21 protein-coding genes, 1 pseudogene and 1 riboswitch are annotated in these 26092 nt (G+C 50.5%); of the genes and pseudogenes, 8 read left to right on the forward strand and 14 right to left on the reverse strand.

Features of this window, described 5'->3' with window-relative positions; translation table 11 throughout:
- Positions 1-3: 3 nt before the first annotated feature.
- Together ACXAFR_RS23225 and ACXAFR_RS23230 are read right to left on the reverse strand one after the other, a co-directional pair.
- The gene (locus ACXAFR_RS23225; protein ID WP_475181551.1) at positions 4-852 is read right to left on the reverse strand and encodes a hypothetical protein; all 849 of its coding nucleotides are present in this window, start codon (positions 850-852) and stop codon (positions 4-6) included.
- Positions 853-1011: 159 nt separating this feature from the next.
- The gene (locus tag ACXAFR_RS23230; RefSeq protein WP_475181552.1) at positions 1012-1899 is read right to left on the reverse strand and encodes a LysR family transcriptional regulator; all 888 of its coding nucleotides are present in this window, start codon (positions 1897-1899) and stop codon (positions 1012-1014) included.
- Positions 1900-1997: 98 nt separating this feature from the next.
- Between ACXAFR_RS23230 and ACXAFR_RS23235 the strand changes: the two genes are divergently transcribed.
- From ACXAFR_RS23235 to ACXAFR_RS23245, 3 genes are all read left to right on the forward strand, one after another.
- On the forward strand, positions 1998-3278 hold the full coding sequence (locus ACXAFR_RS23235) for an SGNH/GDSL hydrolase family protein (protein WP_475181554.1): 1281 nt from the start codon (positions 1998-2000) through the stop codon (positions 3276-3278).
- Positions 3275-4456, forward strand: coding sequence for an MFS transporter (locus ACXAFR_RS23240; protein ID WP_475181555.1), 1182 nt, complete (start codon positions 3275-3277; stop codon positions 4454-4456). Before ACXAFR_RS23235 ends, ACXAFR_RS23240 begins: the two co-directional genes overlap by 4 nt.
- Before the next feature lie 114 nt (positions 4457-4570).
- Positions 4571-4675: riboswitch (yybP-ykoY riboswitch) on the forward strand.
- 84 nt (positions 4676-4759) lie between these two features.
- Positions 4760-5323 (forward strand): TMEM165/GDT1 family protein, encoded by a 564-nt coding sequence (locus ACXAFR_RS23245; RefSeq protein ID WP_475181558.1) that lies wholly within the window; start codon positions 4760-4762, stop codon positions 5321-5323.
- A gap of 106 nt (positions 5324-5429) precedes the next feature.
- Here ACXAFR_RS23245 and ACXAFR_RS23250 read toward each other — a convergent pair whose 3' ends face one another.
- Positions 5430-6650, reverse strand: coding sequence for an aromatic ring-hydroxylating oxygenase subunit alpha (locus tag ACXAFR_RS23250; RefSeq protein WP_475181559.1), 1221 nt, complete (start codon positions 6648-6650; stop codon positions 5430-5432).
- Positions 6651-7035: 385 nt separating this feature from the next.
- Between ACXAFR_RS23250 and ACXAFR_RS23255 the strand changes: the two genes are divergently transcribed.
- Entirely contained in the window at positions 7036-7428 is a 393-nt protein-coding gene (locus ACXAFR_RS23255; protein ID WP_475181561.1) for a nuclear transport factor 2 family protein, read from the forward strand.
- A 106-nt stretch (positions 7429-7534) separates the two neighbouring features.
- On the opposite strand, the gene ACXAFR_RS23260 is transcribed toward ACXAFR_RS23255, so the two are convergent.
- The 7 genes and pseudogenes from ACXAFR_RS23260 to ACXAFR_RS23290 form a co-directional block, all read right to left on the reverse strand.
- Complete coding sequence (locus tag ACXAFR_RS23260) at positions 7535-8290, reverse strand: glucose 1-dehydrogenase (protein WP_475181564.1); 756 nt, start codon at positions 8288-8290, stop codon at positions 7535-7537.
- A 340-nt stretch (positions 8291-8630) separates the two neighbouring features.
- Positions 8631-10397 (reverse strand): acyl-CoA dehydrogenase, encoded by a 1767-nt coding sequence (locus ACXAFR_RS23265; protein WP_475181565.1) that lies wholly within the window; start codon positions 10395-10397, stop codon positions 8631-8633.
- 102 nt (positions 10398-10499) lie between these two features.
- Positions 10500-10796 (reverse strand): thioredoxin, encoded by a 297-nt coding sequence (gene trxA / locus ACXAFR_RS23270; protein ID WP_475181567.1) that lies wholly within the window; start codon positions 10794-10796, stop codon positions 10500-10502.
- A 10-nt stretch (positions 10797-10806) separates the two neighbouring features.
- A pseudogene (locus ACXAFR_RS23275) lies at positions 10807-10863 on the reverse strand (hypothetical protein); the annotation flags it as partial.
- Positions 10864-10956: 93 nt separating this feature from the next.
- A complete protein-coding gene (locus ACXAFR_RS23280; protein ID WP_475181569.1) occupies positions 10957-11922 on the reverse strand; it encodes a DUF4340 domain-containing protein in 966 nt (321 codons plus the stop codon).
- Between the two features lie 14 nt (positions 11923-11936).
- The gene (locus ACXAFR_RS23285; protein ID WP_475181571.1) at positions 11937-14885 is read right to left on the reverse strand and encodes a Gldg family protein; all 2949 of its coding nucleotides are present in this window, start codon (positions 14883-14885) and stop codon (positions 11937-11939) included.
- Positions 14875-15831, reverse strand: a complete 957-nt coding sequence (locus ACXAFR_RS23290) for an ABC transporter ATP-binding protein (protein WP_475181574.1) — start codon at positions 15829-15831, stop codon at positions 14875-14877. Before ACXAFR_RS23290 ends, ACXAFR_RS23285 begins: the two co-directional genes overlap by 11 nt.
- A gap of 249 nt (positions 15832-16080) precedes the next feature.
- On the opposite strand from ACXAFR_RS23290, the gene ACXAFR_RS23295 reads away from it, so the two are divergent.
- Together ACXAFR_RS23295 and sthA are read left to right on the forward strand one after the other, a co-directional pair.
- On the forward strand, positions 16081-16926 hold the full coding sequence (locus tag ACXAFR_RS23295; RefSeq protein WP_475181575.1) for an alpha/beta fold hydrolase: 846 nt from the start codon (positions 16081-16083) through the stop codon (positions 16924-16926).
- Positions 16927-17134: 208 nt separating this feature from the next.
- Positions 17135-18607, forward strand: a complete 1473-nt coding sequence (gene sthA / locus ACXAFR_RS23300; protein ID WP_475181578.1) for a Si-specific NAD(P)(+) transhydrogenase — start codon at positions 17135-17137, stop codon at positions 18605-18607.
- Between the two features lie 24 nt (positions 18608-18631).
- Here sthA and stpA read toward each other — a convergent pair whose 3' ends face one another.
- The 4 genes from stpA to ACXAFR_RS23320 all read right to left on the reverse strand — a co-directional run bounded on the left by stpA (position 18632) and on the right by ACXAFR_RS23320 (position 23625).
- Complete coding sequence (gene stpA / locus ACXAFR_RS23305; RefSeq protein WP_475181579.1) at positions 18632-19903, reverse strand: glucosylglycerol 3-phosphatase; 1272 nt, start codon at positions 19901-19903, stop codon at positions 18632-18634.
- Between the two features lie 373 nt (positions 19904-20276).
- Positions 20277-21158, reverse strand: coding sequence for an alpha/beta hydrolase (locus ACXAFR_RS23310; RefSeq protein ID WP_475181581.1), 882 nt, complete (start codon positions 21156-21158; stop codon positions 20277-20279).
- A 39-nt stretch (positions 21159-21197) separates the two neighbouring features.
- The gene (locus ACXAFR_RS23315) at positions 21198-23012 is read right to left on the reverse strand and encodes an Lnb N-terminal periplasmic domain-containing protein (protein WP_475181582.1); all 1815 of its coding nucleotides are present in this window, start codon (positions 23010-23012) and stop codon (positions 21198-21200) included.
- A 118-nt stretch (positions 23013-23130) separates the two neighbouring features.
- Positions 23131-23625: a DUF3015 domain-containing protein gene (locus tag ACXAFR_RS23320; RefSeq protein ID WP_475181584.1), complete on the reverse strand. Its 495-nt coding sequence runs from the start codon at positions 23623-23625 to the stop codon at positions 23131-23133.
- A 225-nt stretch (positions 23626-23850) separates the two neighbouring features.
- Here ACXAFR_RS23320 and ACXAFR_RS23325 point away from each other — a divergent pair, with 225 nt between their 5' ends.
- Together ACXAFR_RS23325 and ACXAFR_RS23330 are read left to right on the forward strand one after the other, a co-directional pair.
- On the forward strand, positions 23851-24837 hold the full coding sequence (locus ACXAFR_RS23325; RefSeq protein WP_475181586.1) for a 2-hydroxyacid dehydrogenase: 987 nt from the start codon (positions 23851-23853) through the stop codon (positions 24835-24837).
- 431 nt (positions 24838-25268) lie between these two features.
- Complete coding sequence (locus ACXAFR_RS23330; protein ID WP_475181588.1) at positions 25269-26054, forward strand: nucleotide-binding protein; 786 nt, start codon at positions 25269-25271, stop codon at positions 26052-26054.
- Positions 26055-26092 lie beyond the last annotated feature (38 nt).

Raw genomic sequence — 26092 nt, forward strand, 5'->3', positions numbered from 1 at the left:
GAGTCAATTCGACTGCGATGACAATTCCACCAATTGATAGCGCCGAATACCTGCGTCGCTGAGCAAGCGTTGAAAAACCTCACTGGAGCGTCGCTCGGCGCTCAAGATCCACGGCAATATCGATTCGTCATCCATCGACTTTACAAGTTCATCACTTGACATGCCCGCCTGCCAAAGGCATTCGATGTCGATAAGAATTCGGTCCTTGTTGTCTCTCGCCCAGCTCGGAGCAATCGAGGATAAAGGCGCCCCTTGGCGATCTGGGTAGACGAGCCACCCCTGCTGTCCGGACGCGCATCTCAACACCAGGCTGCCTTCTGGAATTGATGCTCGCACCATTGATTCTGTGGTATCACTCTGTGCGACTGGAGTGATATCCGGCGCAAAGGATCGTACCAATTGACGTGCAGCTTTTTCAGACGATCCTACAACCAAATTACTCTGGCGCAAGCCGAGACCAAACACATGATCTGGCCGGAGAGTTTCTCGAGTCTGTTGAATCGCTGTGGCGCAGATATCACAAAATTCAAAAGGATCTTCAAAGCTTGAAGAAAACACCGACAGATAGCCGCGTCGCCACTGTATCGCGCTTTGACGAGACGAGTGAATTAACGTCCAACTTCCCGGGGCGATTTCGGAGACACTTTGATCGGACTCGTAATCTGGTGATAAACGCGTATCTTCAGCGATGACGAGTTCGTCGAAATCTGGCTGCAGGCGCTGTTGCAGCTTCGAAATTACGGGGGCGAGGTCCTGTGCCGGAGCGTAGAAAATCTCGAGCTGAGCCAGCGTCACCGGCTGCTGCAAAAACAGTGGCGCACGCAAATTCAATTTGCCGGTTTCGGCATTCATCAGACGCCCCTCGTGAATGAAAAACCTTCGCTAAACATAGCGAATTCATGGCACCAGAAAAAGATTGATTAGGTAAAGATTTTTTATCATGAGGGTTTTCTAAATCCTATAATATTTTAAGCGCCAGCATGGAGATCAGCACGTCAAAAACGATGGCGGTTATGATTGGATCCTTGATTTCAGAAATGCCGCAAACTCTAAAACACGACGGGGTCGCGGCCCTGCGGTAGGATAAACCAGCTGTACTGGTGACGATTCGCCCCGCCAATCCGGCAACAGGCGCTGCAATCGCCCCTCCTGCAATTCTCCGCGAACATCAATTTCACTTTTGTACGCAATGCCCGCACCTTGCAGAGCCATCTCCCGAACAATGGCGCCGTTATCGCAAACCACAGCGGGAGCAATGGAAATTACTGTGGTTTCTCCATCACGTTCAAATTGCCAGCGGCGCTGCGCGACGTTATTACGTACATAGGTAAGACAAGCGAAATTAACCAGGTCCTGAGGGGTTGAAGGCGCACCGAAGCGCTCGATAAAATCAGGAGATGCCACCAGCACCCTGGCATTTTCGCACAGGCGACTGGCAACCAGTCCGGAATCTGCAAGCACCCCATAGCGTACAGCCATATCCAAAGGTCGATCTACAAGATCCATGGGGCCGTCACTGGCAATGATTGAAAAACGAACCTCAGAGTGCACTTCTCGAAAATGCTGTATTGCTGGCGCCAAGTACAAATGCACAAAATCGACCGGCGCGGTAACAGCGATATTACCCTTCAGCGGCCCACTATCATCACGGATTTCCATCGCCGCCTGATCAATTTCATTCAGTGCCAGCGCAATTCGTCGATAGTAGATTTCACCGGCAGGTGTAAGTCGAAGACGTCGGGTATTACGAGCAAAGAGCGTCACCCCCAATGTCAGCTCCAAACGTTTAAGACCGGCGCTGGCCACCGCCGGGGAGCGCTCCAAACGCCTGCCCGCCGCCGACAGACTGCCCTCGGCAACGGCTGCCACAAAAAGGCGTAAATCGTCGAGTTGAGACATTTTCAATATTTCCAAAAATCTATTTTATAGAAAATCTATATTATCAGCCTAAGGATATCCAGACACACTGTGCACCTCATACCTCACAGGAACAGACAATGTCTCGATATCGACAGCTATGGCTGGCCTTGGCGCTGGTCATACCTTTCATCACCAGCGGCGCCTTGCACGCAGATACTAAGCCACCAAACCAGCGCTCGGATTGGTACACCAGCTGGATGAGCAGTGTTCAACCCACCTGGGATGGAAATTTTTCTCTTCCCACCAAACTGCCTTTTCAGCTGCGAGATCAAACGTTACGACAAATCTTTCGCAGCAGTATTGGCGGAGACAACGCGCGGATCATCCTCTCAAATCGCTACGGTACGCAGCCATTGGTGATCGGAGCCGCCAGTCTTGCGACGGTGACGCACAATGGCAAAATCGATCCGGAATCCTCTGTGACACTGACGTTTTCTGGCGAGACTCAGGTGACGATTCCTCCGGGGGCGGATGTTATCTCAGACGCTCTAAACCAGAAGATTGCGGATCTCACCCCCCTAGCATTGGATCTTTATCTCCCGGAACCCACCACGCCCTCGACCTTTCATTGGGACGGAATTCAAACCAGCTATCTCGCTACAGGAGACCAAACGGGCAGCCAAACACTCACGTCGGCGAGCGAGTTGGACGTCAAACTGTTTGTACAAGCTCTATTGATCTCCAGCGATAAGCCAATCAAAACTCTGGTGGCCCTGGGCGACTCAATCACCGATGGCAACGCGTCCACTCCCAATACATACAATCGTTGGACAGACCACTTGAATAATCTGCTGGTCAAGGACCATATCGCCATTATCAACGCGGGTATTTCAGGCGCGCAGCTGGTCAACTCCAAGATGGGCGACAATGCGCTCGCTCGACTGAACCGTGACTTACTATCACTGCCCAATGTCGACAGTGTGCTGGTTATGCTGGGAATCAACGATATTGGCTGGCCCGGCACACTGCACGCACCCGATGCATCGAAAGCAGATCTTTCCGAAATGGAACTTGTCTACCGACAACTCGCGAGCCGCGCCAGAATTCAAGGTGTGCGAGTCATCGCCAGCACACTAACCCCCTTTGCGGGTGCGCTGGAAAATACCTATGTAAAAGACTATTACTCAAGCGCCAAAGAACAACAGCGGCAGACTTTTAACCAATGGCTGCGAGAAGACGCCCCCGTGGATTTAGTGATCGATTTTGACAAACTTATGCAAGATCCAGCGTATCCACAGCGACTCCGGAAGATCTATCGTTCGGACGATTTTCTGCATCCCAACGATACCGGCTATCGCGCAATGGCAGACTATCTGGCAACGCAGCCCCTGTTTACTCAACAGGAGGCCACTCAATGAAAAGCATGCAATTACCATTATTAGCACTGGGGCTCGGTGCCTTTGCAATTGGGATCACGGAGTTTGCACCCGTAGGTCTGTTGCTCGACATTGCAAGGGATTTAAACGTATCCGTTAGTGATGCCGGCTTGGTCGTCTCGGGATACGCACTGGGTGTCGTATTAGGTGCACCGCTTATTCCACTACTCTCTGGCCGCTGCAGTGAAAGAACACTCATCATCGCCCTGATGACAATCTTCGTCGTCGGCAACGGTTTGTCTGCCATCGCAGATCCATTTTCAATGCTCGTCATGACCCGCGTCATCGCAGCGATCAGTCATGGGGTTTTCTTTGGGGTAGGTTCCGTCATCGCTGCAAAACTCGTCGGCCCTGAACGCCAAGCATCGGCCATCGCTTTTCTGTTCGCCGGACTCACCCTGGCCAATGTCCTGGGCGTACCGCTTGGTACCTGGGTAGGCCAGACTTGGGGGTGGCGCAGCTTGTTCGTTGCGGTCTTCGCCCTCGCACTTATCGCCCTGCTGCTTCTAAATCTGTGGCTGCCAAAAGGTGATGGCCCCATGCCTGTGATTCCATGGAAGGATGTAAAATCGGTTTTAACATCGCCGCGCATTCTGAGCGGATTTACCATGACAGCCCTCGGCTTCGGAGGCACCTTTGCAACCTTGACTTATATTGCGCCCATGCTTACACAGGTGTCGCAATTCTCCGAAAGCATGTTGCCCTACGCGATGCTACTGTTTGGTATCGGCCTGGTCTTGGGAAATCCTATCGGAGGACGACTTGCCGATAAGAACACCTATCGAGCACTGATACAGACGCTGGCAGCCCTAACGCTGACCTTGGTCGCTCTGCCAGTCTTGATGTCATTTAAAGCAGCGATGCTCGGTGGCTGTCTCTTGCTTGGATTTACCGCCTTTGCCACGGTTGCCCCCTTGCAAAGCTGGTTACTTAACCAGGCAACCCCGAACACTCGTCCGTTGGTTGCCAGTTTCAATATTGGCGCGTTCAACCTCGGCAACGCGGTGGGGGCTGCTGCAGGAGGCTGGTTATTAAGCGCAGGCTTATCAGTACAGTCGCTGCCCTGGCTGGCCGCACTGATGCCAGCCAGCGCTCTTTTGATTTGTTTTATGTTGAAAAACCGATCTGGGGAACCGGTGGCCAGTGAGGTGGGATGTTGACAATTCAATGATAGCAATACAATCAACTGTTTTTACCGATGATTGCCGTCTACGCATCGTGCATCGTGCATCGTGGCAACTCTATTGCCCCAACCGACAAAAAACGATACTCTGCGCCACGTCTTAGGGGAGTAGTCTTCTCCGATCCGGAAGAGAGATCGTCAACATACTTGAGCCCACAATGGCTTATGGCGGTTTCGTGCAGCCCCCAGCTGCATTGGCAAGACCTGAGGCAAACAACAGTCCCTATGGTGGGCGGCTGGTGTTTGCCTTATTGGTTTGTTTGCCCACCGGAGCCTGTTTATGGATGCTTTTCTTACCTCTACGTTTACCGTTGCCCTGGCCGAAATCGGCGATAAAACTCAGCTATTATCTCTGTTGCTCGCAGCTAGATTCCGTAATAAGTGGGCAATTATCCTTGGCATTTTATTGGCAACACTGTTGAATCACGGGGTCTCTGCGTGGATCGGCAATTGGATTGGCCAATTTTTTCAAAGCGAATTGGGACGCTGGCTGGTCGGAGGAAGTTTTATTGCCCTCGCCCTGTGGCTTTTGATTCCCGATAAAGACGAAGAGGCGGATACACGATTTGACCAGTACGGTGCTTTGGTCGTATCCACCGTACTCTTTTTCCTCGCAGAAATCGGTGATAAAACGCAGGTTGCCACCGTGCTACTAGGGGCGCAATTTGACTCGATCATTTTGGTAACTATGGGTACAACGTTGGGGATGCTCGCCGCAAATGTACCGGTAGTGTTTGCCGGTGAATACATCATGCAAAGGCTGCCACTTAACGCGACTCGTGTTATTGCAGCACTATTGTTTGCCGTCGTCGGAGCTTGGCATATTGCGGGTATCTACTGGTAACTCAGTCGGCCTTTATACAGCTCTTGTCTCGATACCATAAGCACGCGCGTTTTTCAGATAAGAGCTGCCAATCCTTTTTACAAAAAACTGCACGGAGGCCAAAAGATCAACGCTCGACAAATTGTGAAAGCACCGGTTCGACGCGCAACTCAGCAGGAACTTTCTCTCGGCCAATTCGACGATCAATTTCTTCGTGCATCCAGTAAATTCTGCGCTCTTGGTGGCAAAGTGTCATACCCGGAAACGCGCCCGACTCCAGCGACTCTTGAATCCCACTTAAAAACTGAATGTCTTCCTGCATGATGGCATCGTAACCTTCGAGCAGTTCTTTCCAATAAGCGGAATTGATGCAATTTTCTGAAGGATCTCCTCCACCGACAAATATAACCTCGCAGTCACACCGACTTTTCCCATCGGGCCAAAAGATAATAAATGGAAAACCTGAAGGGTCGAAAGGACAGACAAAATTGGGGAAGAATCCGTAGGCTAAACTCTCCGTTCGAAAGATGTCATGAGCGCCTGCCACATCATACTGATCGGCGCCCTCAGCCCAAGTGCCACCGCCCGTGTTAAACCGTTTGGGCATCGCCATTCGACTGTGCCCGCCCTTAAACAGAGCAATAGCAGTTCCTTTGCCATCCAATAACGTATCGACCGTTTGTGGATGGATAGCGGGCACGTGATACGCTTCACTGAATGCGTCTAATGCCGCCTTCCAATTACACTGAATTTTGTAGTGCAAACGTCCTTTAAACGTCAGGTCGTTCATGCCAAGTGACGTTAGATCCCCTGTAACCGACTCCAAACTTTTCGCCAAAGTTTCGGCGCCACTGTCAAAGTTGATAAAAACCCAGCCCTGCCATTCTTCGCAACGAACACTCAATAAACTGTGGCTACAGCGATCAAAATCACCAAAATCGTGCTCTTCCGGTACACGAATCAGCTCGCCGTTCAAATTGTAACTCCACATATGGTATTTACACATTAGTAGGTTACGCTTGCCATCTTCGGTCACCACTGGCGCGCCACGGTGACGACAAGCGTTATGAAAAGCTCGAATCGTGTGGTCTCGTCCCCGGGTTATGACAACGGAATGCCCCAAACGCTTGACCAGTTTATAGCAACCCGGCTCTGGAAGTTCGTCAGCGCGGAACACACAAAGCCAGGACTTTTTCCAGAGTTCTGCCATTTCCAGATCATAGAAAGTCGAGCTCGTGTATCTTGCGCCTGGAATTTCGGGGAGCGTTGGAAAGCCATCGGGATGGTGATCTCGAATGAGCTCCGTTTGAATCTGTTTGCGCACGCGCTCGGCCGTTTCGGTCTTCATTGCAGCTCCGTTGTCGATTAGCTCTCTGATTTTTATTATGGGTACAGCACAGCATCTTCAAAAATGACATCTTATTCTCGCAATACCCAGGCATACTGCCTGCCTACCATTTTATATAGGTGCCCCGCCTGAACACTTACCCACGGTTACCGAATGAGATAGCTTAACAACCCCTAGCGGTCCATTGATTTTCATTTTCGAGCCAGGTTCTGTAAGGCCAAGACCAGAAAAACAAGAGAATCTACGTGTGAGGAAAGGCCAAATTAAGCCCGCTTTTAACGCCATAGAGGCCATGTAGATTGAAAACCAACCGCCTGGATAGATGCCAATAAGCAAACCTTGTTTGCTTATGCGTAAATATTTGAAGTTCGATAAGGACTGGATTATGAGCAGATCACTTACAGAAATCGTTAATACACTATACAACGCCCTGCCCACGTTGGATTGGGAAACCTATGCCAGCCATTTACACCCTGATTTTCGCGTTATCGAAGCTGACAGCATACCGTACAAGGGAACCTTTCACGGAATGGACGGATTAAAAGAACTGGTAGGAATCGTATTCAGTCAATTCAGTGAATTCGAACCGACTCCAACGGCGATATGTGAAGGTGACGGCTATGTGATGGTTTGGGTAAACATGAAAATGACCGGTTTGCGAAGCGGTAAAACCATCAATACCCAAATGATCGAGACCTTCAAATTCGAAGGTGACAAATTACTGGAGATCGTTCCTTTCTATTTCGACACTGACCTTATTCAGTCGATTGTTGATTGACGCTGGCATCTCAAAAATACAACTTCTGCATTCTGGCGTCAGCAGGGCTGAGCGCTCTCACCCCTTCCTTGCCAGAACCTCAAAATCACTTTTTCTTGACGCGCCCTTAAAGGCAAAAACCACCATCAATCACCAATTCTGATCCGGTGACAAATCGAGCGGCTTCACCGGCAAGATAACGAACACCATGGGCAACGTCTTTTGGATCACCGAGAAACCCAATGGGATGCTGAGAGACCAGACCTTGCATCATTGCCTCGGGATCGTCTTGCTCACTGACCCATTTTTCCATCTGTGGCGTCAGAATATAACCGGGATGAACCGAATTGCAGCGAATTTTGTAACCCTTATCGGCACAATAGCGAGCAATCGATTTACTCAACATGGTAACCGCACCTTTTGCAGCAGTATAAGCCGCAGCGTGAGGTGCCGCTCGCAACCCATGGATCGACGAAACATTGATAATACTGCCACCCTCAGATTTCATCAGCTCAATCGCCAATTGTGAGCCAATAAAAACACTATCCACATTTAAGGCCATGCAGCGCTGGTAAAAATCGATATCGGTATCTTCTATAGTTCCAGCTCCGGCACCGCCAGCATTGTTGACTAAAATGTCCAAGCGCCCATAGCGTTCACGAATTTCATCCATGACCGATTTCCAAGCGGCTCGATCGCAAACATCCAGATGTAACGCCAGCGCATTGTCACCGATACTCGACGCCACTTGCTGCGCGCCATCCAAATTAATATCCGTCACCACTGTGATGGCGCCATCGCTACCCAAAGCGCGAGCACTGGCTGCGCCAATACCGTCGGCAGCCCCAGTTACTAAAGCAACTTTTCCATTAAGACTCGACATAACCTGACCTCTCTGTATTCGTTTTTATGGGCTGTATGTTTGGCTCACAGCCCCTTCTTTCGTTAGGACTCGGTGAAACAATAGAAGTGCGGTAAGCGCCTGTTAACATTCACAAACAATTGTTTATGTTAACCGAGCCTGAGATAGAATTTTCCCTACAAAAAAGGATGGGACAGGAGTATTAGCCCTGCTGGCGTGCCACCTCTGTCTCTTTACCTTGCGGGGGATGACATTTAATTAAGGCCTTCAATTAATAGGAAAGCCATATGCGGTACGTGAAGAAATTTCCAGGAGTGATAACAGGCTCGACAATCGCCGCTGTCGAGCCATCATTACCTTTTTAGTTAACGTTCAGATCAGCTTCCGGTGTGAACGCCTGGAAGCTTTCTGCACCCGCTCTCACGGAAGCAATCGCCGATTCGTTACGCGGTAGCAGTTGCTCGACGAAAAATCTGGCCGCCTCACGCTTGATTTGACTGTGCGGAATATCTGGTGAGGAAGTCGCAGCAGCGGCACTTTTGAGAAGTAAGGATGCTGCCAGGGTATTAGCAAACAACATCATAAAGGGAAAGGCAACGGCCGTTGCCTGCTCAGGTTTTTGTGCCAAGAGTGACAGCGCTTCTTCACACAATCTGACTGATGCGTTCATACGGCTTGCCAAGGTTCCCAGCTCAGTGACCTTACCGGCTTCAGCGGTATCTGTCGCAATACTCGCAAGCAGAGCTTGCACACCGGCGCCTTTGTCCCGCAGTGTTTTACGGCCGATAAAGTCCAACGCCTGAATACCATTGGTGCCTTCGTAAATCGCCAGGATTCTGGCATCCCGATAATGCTGTGCTGCCCCCGTCTCTTCGATAAACCCCATTCCACCATGGATCTGAATGCCCAAGGAGGTCACCTCCTGGGCAACTTCGGTACACCAGCCTTTCACCAGAGGCGTCATGACTTCAACCCGAGTGTTAGCGGCCGCTCGCTGCTCTGCGCCTTCATGACGCGCCGCGATATCCGCAGCTGCATAGGCCTCTAGCACCATAGCGCGTCCAGCCTGAGTTAGCGCACGCATGGTCATCAACATGCGTTTTACATCCGGGTGCTGAATAATCGCTACCCGATCAGGTGAACCGGGAAGATTTCCCTGCAGACGTTCCTGAGCGTAGATCACCGCCTGCTGATAGGCTCGCTCACTGACGGAGATCCCCTGCTGCCCAACCGCCAGCCTGGCGGCGTTCATCATGGCGAACATGTACACCAAGCCCTGGTTTTCCTCCCCTACGAGGTAGCCCTCGGCGCCGCCTTTGTCACCAAACTGCAACACGCACGTCGGACTCGCGTGAATACCCAGCTTATGTTCGACCCCAACTGTTTTAATGTCGTTACGAGCGTCAGGGTTACCGTCAGCGTCCAACAGAAATTTCGGCACCAAAAACATGGAGATGCCTTTTACGCCCTCTGGCGCGTCCGGGGTTCTGGCCAAAACCAGATGAATGATGTTTTCCGCCTCTTGATGGTCACCCCAGGTGATGAAGATTTTTTGTCCGGTAATTCGGTAGTGATCCCCCTCTCTCTCTGCCCGTGTTTTTACCGCAGCGAGATCGGTTCCCGCTTGAGGCTCGGTCAGATTCATCGTACCGGACCATTGGCCGCTCACCAGTTTTGGTAGATAATCGTTTTTCTGCTCGTCGCTGCCATAGAGATCCAACGCATGGACCACCCCCTGTGTGAGCAGTGGCAATAAACCCAGGGAAAGATTGGCCGATTGCAGCATTTCACTCACTGCCGCATTGATGACCTCTGGAAAGCCTGCGCCGCCATACTTGGTGGGCGCACCGATGCTTAACCAGCCACCCTCAACCATTTTCTGGTAGACTCCTTGCAGGCAATCGGGAACCACAACCTTCCCATCGACCAACTGACTGCCCTGCTTGTCGGCGGGATGATTGGTCGGCGCAACTTCGTGTTCGAAAAACTTCGCGGCTTCCGACAATATCGCTTTGACGGTTTCGAAATCCGCATCCTCATAACCAGGTAGCGACGCGATCTGTTGGTATGGAAGGCCATGTTCCAGCTGGAATAACAGGTCATCCAGCGGTGTTTTGTAGATGGTCATTTTTTTATCCCCTCGCTCATAGTACGGAGCCGTTGACAACGCCCCTTGAGAGTTTATTGTTCTCATAAGTTTAGCGCTGGATTCGCTTCGCGGGCGAAAAAGCTACGCTGCTTTTCCGAGAACAGACTGCTCTGCCAACCACTGATCTAGCTGTGAGGGAGCCAGGGCACCGCTCACACGAGCAACTTCCCGCCCCTGGCGCAATAACAGTAAAGTTGGTATAGATCGTATCGCAAATCGAGCCGCGCTCTGAGGGTTCTCGTCGGTATTCAGTTTCACAAAACGTAAACGGGGCTCGTAGCGAGCGGCGGCCTGAGCAAAGACGGGTGCGAAATTGCGACAAGGTCCGCACCAGGGAGCCCAACAATCCAGCAATACCGCCACAGCGAGGACTGTCATTCAAACGCTCATTGCTGACGCGATTTTTCTGCAAGCAGGACGGGCAGGTAATAATCAGATGACTCATTGTCGCTCCCACATCTTATTTACTTATTATGTGGGGGAGCGAGGAATGATATTCAAGCTCTCCATCGGCGCCAACAGTGTTTTGAACGACAGTTTACTCCGCCTCTGGGTCTTGAGGTTCTGCAGACTCATCTGAGCTCGCGGGTACAGCGATTTCGGGTGTAGATACCTCATTCGTCGTGTCATCGGTAGCAAATGCTGGCATCTGCACGGCGTCAAAAATCACTTTATCGATGGTAAACCACTCTGGCCGCTTTCCAGAGCGCACCAGATACTGATCTCCCGTGTGGGCGAAACTGTAATTCACGACCTTGTTGTCAGCATCCGTCAACGCATACTCAACACTTTCTGATTCTGCCGGTGCTTTCGCGGCAACGCCTAGAACAGACAGGTTTTTAAATCGATCCACCCACTGCTGTAAGCTGCTGGAATCCGCCTCAACCTTAACGCCGTCTACAGTCATTGCCTGCCAGCCAGCATCGGTTTTCGATAGGGTAAATTTAGAACCTCGAATTTCGACGGGCTGGGGAGCCGCCAGCAGACTGTGATCCAGCCAGTCATCCGCTGCGCTCGGAAAATCAAAGTTCGCCAGCTTCACTGAAAAAATGTCCGACTCTCCAGCAAGCCGGGCATGAACTTGTCGAAAAGAAGGAGAACTGCCGAGAAACACGTCCGCCAACACCTTGTCGCCCTGGTAAGCTTGAATATGCCGTTGAAAGGAATCATCCCCCACTTCGAAACGCGACTGACTGGATTCGGTGGCAGCCACTGGCCAACCCCGCTGCACAGAAGCCAACTGCGTAACTACCGCAGCTGCTTTACCGGTCGGAGTCGGTAGTTGGGTTTCTCCATCCACCAGCCAAATCCCCCCTTGGCGAACAAGCGTGACATCACTGCCCTCACCACCAATAACCATCCGATCGACTGCCGAAGCATCGAAGGCTACCAAAGCTTGGTTTTGTTCTGAAAACTCTGCCTGCTGATCGGACCAGAACAGGATCGCCGCGAGCAAGATCTGTACAATCAATACACCACTCAAAACTTTAACGGTTGTTGGCATAACTACTCCTCCGCTCATTCAGCCAGCAGTGCCGCGTAGCGGCGTGCCTTTCCACGGCGATAGCGTCTCTCGAACAATGCGATGATCACAATGGCCGCAATCGCCAAACCATAATTCAAATACTCCCAAAACATCTGCTGCCCGCGCTCCATCGGCACCAGGGTACGATTGAAATGTCCACGAGAACGAATGCTCAATAAGCCAGAATCTTCCAGCGACCAATCCACCGCATTGGCCATCATTTGCTCCGTGTTCAGATACTCAGACCGCTGCGCCGATCCCGCCAGCTGTAATATTTGATCCCGGAGAAAATCATTGGAACTGAACAGAATAATGCGTGCGGATTCCGGCGAATGATCGATAACCCGATTAACCTGCAAGCCCCCCTCCTCGGTCGGCGCATCGACTTCAGCGTCCTCTTCTGCACCGTCTTCGGCTGCCTTGTCGTTCGCAGCAGCTGCCGCTGCCGCCAATGGCGATGCTTTGCCAGCGAAGAAAGAGTCAAACTTGCCCTGACTGATTACACCCAACAGCTGGCTGCCGGTTTCACCTTCTGGCGAGAACGCGCTAAGCCCTTGATCAGTAACCTTGGGCATAACATCGAGCGACTCCGACAACCAAGCATCATTGGAGCTGCGTAACAGCTCCGTAATCGTCCTTTGGGAGTTCTGCTCTGAGCTAACGTCTATAGGTGACGCCCAAGCCAACGTTGCCTCAGGCAATTCAGAGGTAATTAAATTCTCACCATTCAGCCCTTGCCCTCGGACTTGCACGAAATAGGGGTAATCCAACATACGGATATCCTGCATTTGGAAGCCACCAACATCCCGTGTTACTGGTACAGGAAAGGCAGCGTTTTGTGGATCCATCACCAGCTGCGGGCTTATGGTCAAACCATTGTGCTTTAACCAGTCATCCAATCCACTGTTTTTTTCTGCCAAGGACAAACCCTGCTGAGTAAGATCTGCACTGAAAGGCGAAGTCGCCAGAATGACAGTCCCCCCTTGCATCAGAAACTGATCAACAGCAAACAGGGATTTTTCATCCATAGACTCTGGTGCAACCAACATCAGAATATCGGCATCACCGCTAACCTTGCCGTCGGAAAGATCTTCCTGAACCACATTCAGATCTGCACCCAGAAAGCTCTGCAACTGATTGAACTGCGGCCCCGTAGGTCCGTACATTTGCGCGTAAGGATCCTGAGCCGCACCCGAGTTTGGAACCACTAGAGCGACATTTTTTGTGAAGCCGCTGGCAAAACGTTTCACACCAGATTCCAGGTTACGGCGAAATCCTTCAGCAGTCATATCATCTAGAGGTACCTGAATGACCTGGTCGTCACGAGACAGCGTCATATAAAAATAGAACTGATCCTCACTGAGCAAACTGGTCGCCATGGGTCGAAAACCGTAGTTCTCTTCAATCTCTTGCGCGACCGCACCACCGTTAGCGGCAGGGTCAACCAGATTCACCTTAAAGCGCCCGTTCGCCTCTGCAGCCATGGTATCTAGCTCGTTCGTAATATCTTTCTTCAATGTAACCAACGCTTCCGGCAGTTCACTGTCACTGGAAAAATAGCCATTAAACGTGATATCTCCCTTGACAGTATCAAATAGGTTGCCACCGCCTTGCCACGAGTTCATCACCGACTTAATAGCCCGAGTTAAGTCATGCTCTGGATTGCGCAACTGGACATCTAAATCGGACTCACTACGAGCCTGAACTTCAATCAGATCTTGGAACCCCAGTACTTTATCCTCATCGCCATACTCGACAAGAACATTAAAATAGGAACTTACTATCGAAGACTGATAGCGATCGGCAACCTGAAAAGGCACGGGTTGAATACCGTAAGTTTTGGAAGCCTCCTCTTCTAATTCTGGTGACGATTGCGGATCGACAAACTCAACCCGAACTTTTCCGTGCCCGGCGACCTCATACTCTCGTAAAAGATCTTTGAGTTGCGGGACCAGTGGCGCCAACAGCGGATGCGTTTTACTGCTGAAATATCCACGCAATAAGAGCGGCTCTTTCAATTGGTCCAAATATGCCTGTGTTGCTGGTGAAATCGAATAGATGCTTCCCTGGGTGGCGTCAACTCGCAACCCGGAAATCTGCCCCAGCCAAAGATTGGCACCAAGCGCGTTGGCAATAACCAGAAGCGAAATCGCATACCAACGACGATGCGCTGGCCGACGCTGGCTAATCCAGCGATCTTTTTCTAAAACCAGCACGTTCAATGTCAAAAAGACGAGAATAATGCTCAGGTAATAATAGAGATCTCGTAGATCAATGACGCCTCGGGTAATGGAATCAAACCGAGAGCCGGTTCCGAACTGGCGCAAAACATCCGCCACATTACCACTGAACAAATCGGTTATCGCAGGAGAACCGATAAGGTAAAAAGCCCCACACAATGCCGTAGCAGAAATTAAACTGACGATTTGATTATCGCTACGAGCAGAGACGAATAAACCGATCGATAAATAAGCCGCACCCAACAACAACGAAGCCAGGTATCCACCCAGCACCGGCCCCCAATCTAAATCGCCAAGATTGGCGACGGTTAATGGCAGCGGCAACGTGATAAAAAGAGCGATCACCAGCAGAGCCAAGCACCCGACAAATTTTCCCACCACGAACTGCCACAGAGGAACCCCTCGCGTCAGAATGTATTCCAATGTCCCGGAGCGACGTTCTTCACTCCACAGTCGCATGGTTAAGGTGGCACTCAGAAAGATCAATAGCACCGGCATCCATTCAAACAATGGCCGCACATCAGCAATGTTGCGCGAGAAAAAGGCTTCGCCCCAAAAAAAGACAAACAGAGTCACCGCGGCAAATGCCGCTAAAAATAACCAAGCAATGGGAGACGCAAAAAACAATGCGATTTCTTTTGCCGCAATACGAGCTATTGCAGTTTTGTGCGAAGTGATTGCGGGTTTAACCTCAGGCTGCATGGTGACTGACCTCCTGCCCGCCGACTTCTGTGACCTCGCGAAACAAGGCCTCCAGATCTTTTTGCTCTGAACGCAATCCGTAAAGCTGCCCACCAGCAGCAACAATGAGCTGAGCTAAACGTGACCGAGTCTCCGTGACGTTGGTCACATCCTCGAGAATGACTCGCAGGCTGCGAATGCCATTCGACTCACCCCCAACTTGAGTCACTGTCGCTCCGATTTTTCCGGCCATGATATTTTGCAGTTCAGTCGCCGAAAGGCTGGTATCAACCAAGATTCCGACACTGGATTGCAAATCATCCAAATGGGAGTCCACCACCAGTTTCCCGGATCTCAAAATCAAGACCCGGGAACAAACGGCGCTGACTTCCTGCATAATATGAGTCGACAGGATCACCGTCGCCTCTTTCGCAATATCGCGAATAAGCTGACGCATAAGGCGCGTCTGTTCGGGGTCCAAACCATTGGTGGGTTCGTCAAGAATTAATAATCTTGGGCGCCCCAATAGCGCTTGTGCGACGCCGACTCTTTGTTTGAAACCTCTCGACAGAGTCGCAATAGGCTCCAGTATTTTTTCAAGAAGGTCGGTAGCGCGCAAAGCGTGTTTGATGTCTTCGAACTTGGTATCGCCACGCAGACCTTTGAGCTCGGCCGCGTAATCCATATAATCGGCTACCGTCATTTCAGGATAGAGCGGCGGACTTTCCGGTAAATAGCCAAGCTGCTTTTGTACCGCTTCGGGAGATTGGTGCAGAGCGAGGTCGTCCACGACGACCGAACCAGAATCGGGCTCCAGATAACCGCTCAGCATTTTCATAATGGTTGTTTTGCCAGCACCGTTATGGCCGAGAAGCCCTACGATTTCACCTTTTCCAATGGTAAAACTGACATTGTCTACAGCTGTGAAGTCGCCGTACTTACGGCTAAGCTGAGTGACGTCCAACATCCGCATCCACCTCTTCTTACTGTTATGGATTACAGGGACCTGGCAGAAGAACGCCTCAGACAGACGAGCTGACTGGACATCTGCGCCATACTGAAAGTTGAGACGTAGAGTCGTGCGATGCTTAAAAAGTTCACCCCTGCCTTGCAAGTTATCGTTAGTTAACAAACTGATTGATTTTTAATCAGGCCTAACCGCTTGACGTTAATCTGATTACACGCCACTCTCCAGAGTCAAGTAACGGAGGTGGTAATGACGCAGGTAACAAAGGTTAATGTCAGGCGATATTTTTTCGACAATGACTACGGGCAAATTCACGTTCGGCTGTCGGAAGCTGTAGCCAGCACCCAGCCGGCCAAGCGTCCACTTCTGTGCCTGCACATGAGCCCAAAATCAGGACGAATCTTTGCTCGCTTTATGGCTGCGGCTGGCGTTGATCGACGCGTTATTGCGCCGGATTATCCAGGTTACGGAGAGTCAGACCCACCTCCGGTATCGCCTGCAGTTACTATTACCGACTACGCACAAAGCATATGGGAACTGCTGGACCAGCTCGACATTACCACCGTCGACATTTTGGGCTATCACACAGGGTCACTGGTTGCCGCTGAAATGGCGCGTCTGCGAGGTTTCTCCGTGGAGAGAATGGTTATGATCGGCGCACCGGTCTTCTTATCGGCTGAACTAGACGCCGCAAAAACCTATTTTGCTCCCATTCCCCTGGATGCAGAGGGCACCCGCTTTCACACGCTCTGGCAAAAAGTTCAACAATACGCCGCACCGGGAAATACATTTGAGATGATGGCCGAATCCTTTGCGGAAAATTTACGCGGAGGTGAAAATTACGAATGGGGTCATCACGCTGCATTTGAATACGCACCGAACTTTCCCAACGTTGTTCGACAACTCAGTCAACGGATTGACGTTATAAATCCTAACGACGATCTGCGAAAAGCAACCTGGCGGATTTCCGACTATCTACAACTGGGGTTTATCCATGACCGGCCGCAATGGGGCCATGGTTTTCTGGATTTTGATACACAAAATGCTGCCGATGATATTCGCCAACTTCTCGACCGGCCAAATTTATCCACTTAAACTGATTGGAAACCTCGCACCCACCACCCAAAAACCCCAACTGCTCAGCACGACGCCAACGCCTAAGCTACTATAAAGTAAGAAGTGTTTATTTTTCAGGCATCTCTAGAGTCAGCCAAGATCTGTCGTTGACCTACTGGCTCACAGTGATTGCCACCTCTGCAACTAAACCCGCCAGAGGTGACCCGTGTCATGTTGAGGTAAGGTAATGAAAGATTTTGATCTGGTTGTGATTGGTAGCGGCCCCGCAGGCCAGCGCGCGGCCGTACAAGCAGCCAAGCTAGGCAAACGCGTAGCCATTGTTGAACGCAATTATCAAGTGGGCGGCGTATCAGTTCATACAGGCACCATACCCAGTAAAACCATACGCGAAGCCGTACTCTATCTTACTGGTTTTAAACAGCGGGGATTCTACGGAATCAGCCATCGTGAGCGAGACATCATCACACCACACGATGTTCTGGAAAGGGTTAAAATCACTCTGGACAACCAAGTGGAGGTCATGCGGACTCAACTGACTCGCAATGGTGTTCACGTTATCAATGGAGAAGCGCGCTTTCTCGACGCCCATACATTGGAAATTTCACGATTTTCCGGAGAGACCTTCCACGTTAGAAGTGAATATGTTTTGCTTGCTGTTGGTACGAGACCTCATCGGCCCGACCATGTTCCCTTCGATGGTGAAATGATATTCGACAGCGATGAAATTCTACATTTCGAAAAAATGCCTCGCTCTCTGACCGTTATAGGCGGCGGTGTCATTGGGGTTGAGTTTGCAACTATTTTTTCAGCGCTCGATGTTGCCGTCACACTCGTCGAAGAACGATCTTCAATATTGGGTTTCTGTGATAGAGAAATCATCGACGAATTTCAACACGAACTCAGAGACCAAGGTACGGTTCTGCAATTGGAAGAACAGGTTGCCAAAATTGAGCGACAAGGCAAAAAGGTCGTAACCACACTTGTCAGCGGCAAAAAAATTCAGGGAGATATGCTGCTTTACGCCGCAGGTCGATCGGGAGCCACCGATTTACTTCACATCGAAAACGCAGGTTTACAAGCCGATGCACGCGGTCGCGTCACCGTGAATGACTACTTCCAAACCAGTGTAGATAACATTTATGCGGCTGGTGATGTCATCGGGTTTCCCAGTCTAGCAGCAACCTCGATGGTGCAAGGACGTCTGGCGGCTTGTCATATGTTTGGGCACAAATACACTAACCAGCTCGATTATTTCCCCTACGGCATCTATGCCGTACCCGAGATCAGCATGGTTGGCGCCACAGAAAAAGAGCTTAAGGAAAAAGGCATTCCCTATGAGACTGGTGTCGCGCGCTTTCGGGAACTGGCTCGCGGCCAAATCCTTGGGCTAAGAGATGGCATGTTAAAAATGTTGTTTTGTATTGAAGACCAACGCCTGCTCGGCGTACATGTGGTGGGCGAAGGTGCCACAGAACTAGTCCACGTCGGCCAGGCCGTATTAACCCTAGGCGGCAAACTGGACTACTTTATTAACTCCGCCTTTAACTACCCCACACTTGCGGAAGCTTACAAAGTTGCCGCGCTCAATGCCTGGAATAAGTTGACACCTTATCAACATGAACCGGCGTCAGAACTCGAAATGGACTTAACACCCATCGATGACGAGGATGACGACATCGATGAGCAGCAGACTGCCTAACGTAGAAATTTTTAAACTTATCGATTAGGCGCTTGCGAAACGATCAGCAAAACCACAATACCAGTCAACGTAATGCTCGTGACCACTGAAACAATAATTAACCCACAAGGGATCAGCAGGATCGCTGATTCCCTTGAGAGATTGCCAGTGGCTATCGCTCCACTCTGTTGCAACGGCAGGGAAAGGCAGCTTGCCAACTGATGGTCGGCGAACCTCACCGCCACTGCTGTCAATGAATACCACAGCATTATCCGCACCAAAACTGATACCAATGTCCTGTACCAGCGTCAGAAATCCACGATCGCTGCCTCCGCGTAAAACTTGATTGCCTTCACCCAGGTCAACCTCTTGAGAGGTGATGGTATCTCCAACCGCGAGAATCGTTGGCATGGCCGCAGGGTCAAAATGATCCTGCACCAGCTTGAGTAGCTCAGCGGGATCCGAAGGAGCCACACGCACATTAAACTCTCTTCCCAAAGGGTAATGTCCGGTATGCACGTAGTAGTAATGATTTAAGATAACCAGAACGCCCGCCTCTTTTACCGCGCCACGTAACATAAATTGAAAATCCGTCGTGCCGGAATCCTCACCGGAACAGTATTTAATTCGCTCGCCGTGCTCGTCGCGGCCAAGATTCGGCGCATAGTGCACAAAGAAACTGTCATTTAATCCTCTCTGTGAAGCACTTTGCAGCAAGCTCGCCATGAGCTGTTCCATATCTTTCTGTAGATGTCGATACAGTTCGGGCGATTCCTGAAAATGCATAAAGAAATTATTAATGTTCACCGTGGGTGAAACCAAATTGTCCAGTATGCTGGCGGCGATCAATGATTCGAGAACGTTATCGGGAATGTTGTATGGCGCACGATGAAGTGTGCGACGGAAGAATTGAATGCACGTCTTGGGAACAGAACGTAAAAAATCCAACTCCTCCTTGCTGACACCGGGATGAGCCACGGTACCGTGGCGGTCTTGCCACTGTACACCACCACCACCCAAACCCGGCAATAACAAGCCCGAATTGCGGGGTTTGCGTCTATCCTTAAAGGCTTTCTCGAGGATCCCGTTGACACCTCTGCGGCCAATGTGCTCGCCATTGCTCAAGACGAAAAAGTGGCGATCCAATTGAGCCGCAGCCAAAACATAGTCAGTACTGATCTGGCGTGAAAGAGGGTCCTGGACCAGCCCCATACAGACACCATCCAGATCCTGAATAATCAATAAATTCTTGGAAGCACAGAGCTGTGAACTGAGCGCATCGTAATTGGAGGAAAAAAGTGGTTTGTTCGTCGACATAGTGTCTCAACAATCTCCTGATTATGCTGCGCCGTCACAGACATCGGCAACGCAGAGGAATGTAATGTCGCTAACTAACGCCATCTTTTCTGGGCGTCAGACGCATCGGTTGTCGCCATCACAGAGTATTAGGCGTCTCTCAGCGAAAAGTTGCCATCTTGCCTGACACGTAAACTTGCGTAAAGATTTATTGCTGAGACAAATATCATCGTGTGTAGTTCCTGGCGTCGATTCCAACCAATAGCGGTATCTACGTATTGGGCGACGCAAAAGTTGCCATACGAAAGACTGAGTCACTGACAGTTAATTTTACGCTTTTTTGCCGGTATCGATTCGATGTCTTTGCTCTTACGGCATAAGACGTCTGAGTCATTCAGCTATTAGCGATCCAAAAGTCTACTAGTCGCTGCCGATTAACGGTATCGTGAAAAGTGCTGATATGAGGCCCCTGGGTTTCAATCCACACCTTTTGAGAACGCACCGCATCGAAAGTTCTGCGACCATCATCGAAAGGCACCACCTGGTCTTCCCGGCTATGAAAAAAAAGCACCGGAGATTGGATATCTTTCGAAAAATCAATGGGGTCAAACCGACCGGGCACCAAAACAGGCACCAAAGCTTGTAATGGCCAGGTTAACCAATGCTGAGCCACGGCGTGGCGGGCAATTCCACGATAACTGGAAAATACAGCATCTAACGCCACAGCATTGGGCAATTGAGCATCATCTGGGAGGCTTCCTAGCCAAGTGGTTGCCAACGCCGCCCCAAGGCTTTGCCCCAACACTAAGACAGGCAGAGAGCGTTTATCCGCAGAATCCAAACACCAGTGATAGGCGGCATCCAGGTCCGCATAAACCGCCGGTATAGACGGATCCCCCTCCGATTGCCCGAACCCGCGATAATCCAAGGCAAGCACATCGAACCCGGCATCGGCCAGCCAGGCGACACTCGCGATATGCGTACTGATGTTCTCGGCATTGCCGTGTAAAAACAATATCACCCCCCTCGAGGGCGATTTGGCCTGCAGCCACCAACTGTGTAACTTGACGTCATCGGCAGTCTTTAGCCATACATCTTGCCAAGAAATGTCGTAGGCAGCAGGCGTTTGGAGCAACTTGGACTGGGGGTAAAAAAACAATCCAGTACACCCCGTCAGCATCATTGCACCCAGTAGGAGTAGTGAAATTCGCAGAGAAAAGAGCCCTAGTCTTACCGTGACCGCTGTTTGCGCCAACCTGCGCTTGATGCGAGACATCCTCCCCCCTGTTAACACCAATTTGTCGCCCTCTCCCTCTTAAAAAAAACGTCGAATCTCCAGTAGGCCTTCGTTGTAGTCGTGCCCAAATTGACGATGGCGCGAGATATTAAATCGCAATGCCAGGTTTTTACTTAAGGGATGTGACAAAGTAAGTTGTGTCCGGCCTCGTGTATCGCCATCAGACATCGCCAACCACTCAGATTCAGCTTGAAGCGACAAGTATTCACCGGTCCACAATACCCCCAACAAACCACCGGCACCCAGCGCAAAACGCGACCTATCAGTCTGATGGTGCTCAACTCTTGCCATCCCCAGACCATATCCCAACCATTCGTCCGACAGGGGCAGTGTGATCCCCGCACCACCATCAACCATAGGAGCCAATCCAGAGTCCGTCGCCGAGTAGAGACGTTCTGCGCCTACTTTTACCCGCCACGTCAGTGGGTCAAAGAATAATGTTTGCGGCGAATGAGATTCAATCTGCGCCAACACCAAGCGTTCAACTTTAACGGACTCCCCCTCCCGCTGCCGCAGTCGTAGACGCCCCAGATTGATAGCTGCGCCAGGGTGGTAACCACGAGGATTGTCGGTAAGGTCATGGTAACTAAAACGAAACTCCAAATCGCCGAGTGCGTTATGATCACTCGAACCACCGGCCAATGACAGCATGCGGCTGTCATGCCCGGATTCTGGGTTAGAAGGGCGCTCGATATCAGCATCTTCCAACGCCGGACCTGCATTGATTTCACGCAGCAATGCCAGCGACAATCGAGCCTTGCTTGAGTCACGACGGGCATCCAACTGCTGAAAACGTGTATATCCATAGGCCGCTCTGGCAATTTTTGCTCGCGTCCTGGGGTTGGATCGGGATAGAGACTCAGGCGCTTGGCCCGTTTCAACCCATTGATAGGCAATCTGCTGCTGTTCTGAGGTTAAAGACGCCAAATCTGCACTGAGTTTTACCGACGCCGAGGGGCGATAATGAACATCGGCGATCATACCAGCATCTTCAACTGCCCGTACCGTATCGATTGGAATGGCTCGTACATGAAAGTCTTCTGTCAAGACGACCGAGGGTCGAGCGTACTCCAGCAGTTCAAGGAGGCGATAGGAGCAGTTCTCTTTAAAAAAATAATAATCGAACCGGATATCGCGAAGTTCCCACAAGTGCCAAATTAACCGCCGACTTTCCTCCGCCGAAAGATTCAATCGATATTCCCACAGATCACGATTTTCCAAGCGACTGTATTCGCGAATCTTTTCATAGTAAGGCACTACGCTGAAATAGCCCGGATAACCACCAAAGAGACCACGGTAGGAATACAACAGCGAATTGTCACCCGGTGTCACTTGAGCGCCAAAGTTGGCAACACTGGACAACCAAGTGGAGCCAGACTCCACATCTTCAGGGTCAATTCGTAAAAACGTATGCCCAAACATGGACGAAGGGCTGTTCAGATAATAAGAGGCGAAAATTAAACTGACACTGTGGGGGTTCACACGCCCTAACCACTCCTGAAATTCCGGACAGTCTGCTGGCGTAACCTCAGTATCAAGCGTCCCCACACGATCATTCAAAAATCGCCAACGCTCAGGAAAACGACACACCGCATGCTCATTGAGGTTTTCGGACGGAGGTAACTGTAATGCAGACAAGGTTGCTGACAACTCGGAATCTGGTAACTCATAGCCTTGAGAAGACAGAAAAAAGGTGTCGCCATCCACCTGTGAGCGAGCGCCACCGATGGCAGACTCACGATAATGCAGCAATCGCGACCATTCTGGTGAGTTAGCTATGCCAGCCAGCTGCTGTTGAGAAATCGATGCACGAGCCTTGGCATCCGTAGCCAAAATCGCACAGAGACAAATAAAAAACAATCGTAAAAACACGCGATGAGAAGTTCGAAGAAAGTGAGGGAAGAATCTAAGAGAGGCCAATGACGGCTGAAGCCGCCATTGGTATTTTACGTCAGACTGCGTAGCGAGCTAGACGAGCGTCGTTTTTCAATACGACGTTGATGTTGCTGTAAACTTCTTCTGCGGTCATATCTTCGCTCGCGAAGATTGCGTCGAAGTTGTTGTGAATGGTCGCAGCGAAGTGCTCGCGGTCTTCACCTTCGATACCCATTGATACGGCAACGGCTGTCATGGCTTCGCCTTCGCCTTTGGCCGCATCATTGATAAATTCGTCCATCACAGAAGACAAATTGATCATCGCCTTGCCACTGTAGGTCAGCGTACCCTGATGTGAGCAACCGTTTGTTCCGGAAGTCATACCGAAAGTCGCATTACCACTGGTGCCATTGGTAAAGGAAGCGGCAATGTGAGATCCCAGACCTGAAGAACCTTCAAAAAGCATGTTGCCCCAACCACAATCTGGACCACCTGGGGCCACAGCAAAAGCTTGGGTTGAAGCGAAGGCAAACGAGCTGACAAATGCAACCTTGGCGATAAGTTTTTTCATAAATGTTTCCTTGAATTTTAACCGTAAAGGTAGAGGCCAGAGTCCGCATCCTGCAATCTTCTCTAAGCAAACGTCTCCGACCACCCGGAAAGTGTAATTCAGACCAAGACATCACGCCATGCAATCCCGCAATTCAGGCACTTTTTCTATCAACTCATTCGAAAAACTGCTTCAATTGTCGCCAAGGTGCTTGCTTTCCACCCACAGCAGTTTAAAGGGATGCCAATGAGAGTCGCTGTATTTTCCTGTAAACCCTATGACCGGTCACATCTCAGTGATGCCATAAACAATCACGAATTGGTTTTTTTAGAGCCCCACCTCAACGAACAAACGGCTATTCTCGCCACCGATGTAGATGCCGTTTGCTGTTTTGTCAACGACACCCTTTCCGCCCCAGTGCTGAAAAAGCTCAACGCCCTAAATGTAAAACTCATCGTGATGCGATGTGCGGGTTACAACAATATCGATATTGACACGGCGCAAGCCCTCGGATTTCGTATCGCCAGAGTCCCGGAATATTCACCCCACGCGATCGCCGAACACGCCTGCGCGATGATTCTCGATTTAAATCGCAACATCCATCGAGCCTACTACCGTATTCGGGAAAACGACTATGCGCTCAATGGCCTTATGGGTTTTGATCTATATGGCAAAACCGTTGGCGTCATGGGGACAGGTAAAATCGGCGTTCATTTCGCCAAGATCATGTCGGGCTTTGGTTGCCAGGTACTCGCCTATGACCCCACCCCGTCAACAGAACTCAGGGAAATTGTCACCTACGTCGACCAAACACAGCTTCTACAGGCGTCCGACATCATAAGCCTCCACTGCCCTTTACTTAAGGCGACTCATCATCTCATCAACAGGAAGGCCATCGCCACGATGAAAACTGGCGTCATGTTAATCAACACCAGCCGAGGCGGTCTGGTTGATACTCCCGCGGTCATTGAGGGTTTGAAGACTGGAAAAATTGGCTATGTTGGGCTGGATGTCTATGAGGAAGAAGCCGACCTGTTTTTCGAGGATAATTCCGACAGCATTCTGCAAGACGATACCTTTGCCCGCCTGCTGACATTCCCCAATGTACTGATCACCGGACATCAAGCATTTTTTACGCGAGAAGCACTCGCCGCAATTGCACAGATTACCGGACGCAATCTTGACAACTTTATCGCAAACCAGACATCGGGAAAGGAATGGATCATCGGCTAACGCATCAACGGTGAATCGCAACGAAAAACACCCATACTCTTTCCTTTGTTGCCCGGCGACGATTATTCTTATAATTGTTTTCTTGAGCGCCCCTCAACCGGTAACAATGCAGAGATAAACGCCAGAGGGGCAGGTCTTGGCATCAAAATCTCTGCCTTTTTATGTTCAGACCAGCAGCACAAAAATAAAATTTTTTACACCTAGTCTAGCCACCCAGCTTTGCGATACATTTCCGCTCCGGGAGCCTCTTATTTCCCATTAGATGTTAACTATTAGTTTGGTGAAAAGATGTCATCTATTCGCCACATTGTCCCGTTAGCCTTCACGGGCAGAGACATTCATTGTTTTTCTCGGGAAGCTCAGATGAATCATGAGCGTTGCCATTACCAGCATTAATCAGAGTTTCCCCAGCTTATATAAGGACTTTAAGAATGAGCAATATACATTTTATCGGGGGTGAAAAAGGCGGCGTGGGTAAATCGGTAGTAGCCCGCCTGCTGTCTCAATACTTCCTCGACAATGGTCAGAGATACCTGGGTTTAGATGCCGATCAATCACATACAACGCTGAGCCGCTTTTACAGAGACTTCACGCGGACCATTCGGCTCGATGACTTTTCAAGCACCGATGAAATTATTGAAACCGCCGTCGAAGAAGACATTAATGTTGTCATCGACCTGCCAGCACAAAGCGAGCGCTTTCTCGAAACCTGGCTGGAAGAAAGTGGCGTTTTAAGCCTCTGTGAGGAAATGAACATCGGCGTCGTTTACTGGTATACGCTGGATGATGGTAAAGATTCCTTGGAATTACTGCGTCGATTCCTCAAGCGACATGGCCAACGACTCCACTGCGTGGCTGTCTCAAACCATGGCCGGGGTAAACACTTTGATGACACCACAACCCTCGCTCAAGACGCCAGCTTGCAGGGCGCCACTCTACAAGCCATGAGTCTGCCAGCGCTGCACAGTGACACCATGGCCAGAATCGATGAATTGAATTTCAGTTTTTGGGCGGCTCAAAACATTCGCGGCGGCGAGCTTCCTCACCTGACGTTAATGGAAAGGCAGAGAGTAAAAATCTGGATCAATCGCGTGTATTCAGAATTGGACGAGATCTTTGCCAGCCTAGAGCCTGTCGCTTCTCAACTCAATGAAGTGCCCATTCAGGCGGACAAAGAAACAGCGCCCAGCGAGTCACTCGCTCCACAGGATCACTAACAGCAGATCATAGAAGAGCCCGGTCGACAAATTGCCGG

The organism is Pseudomaricurvus sp. ABR4_320, from assembly GCF_056159445.1.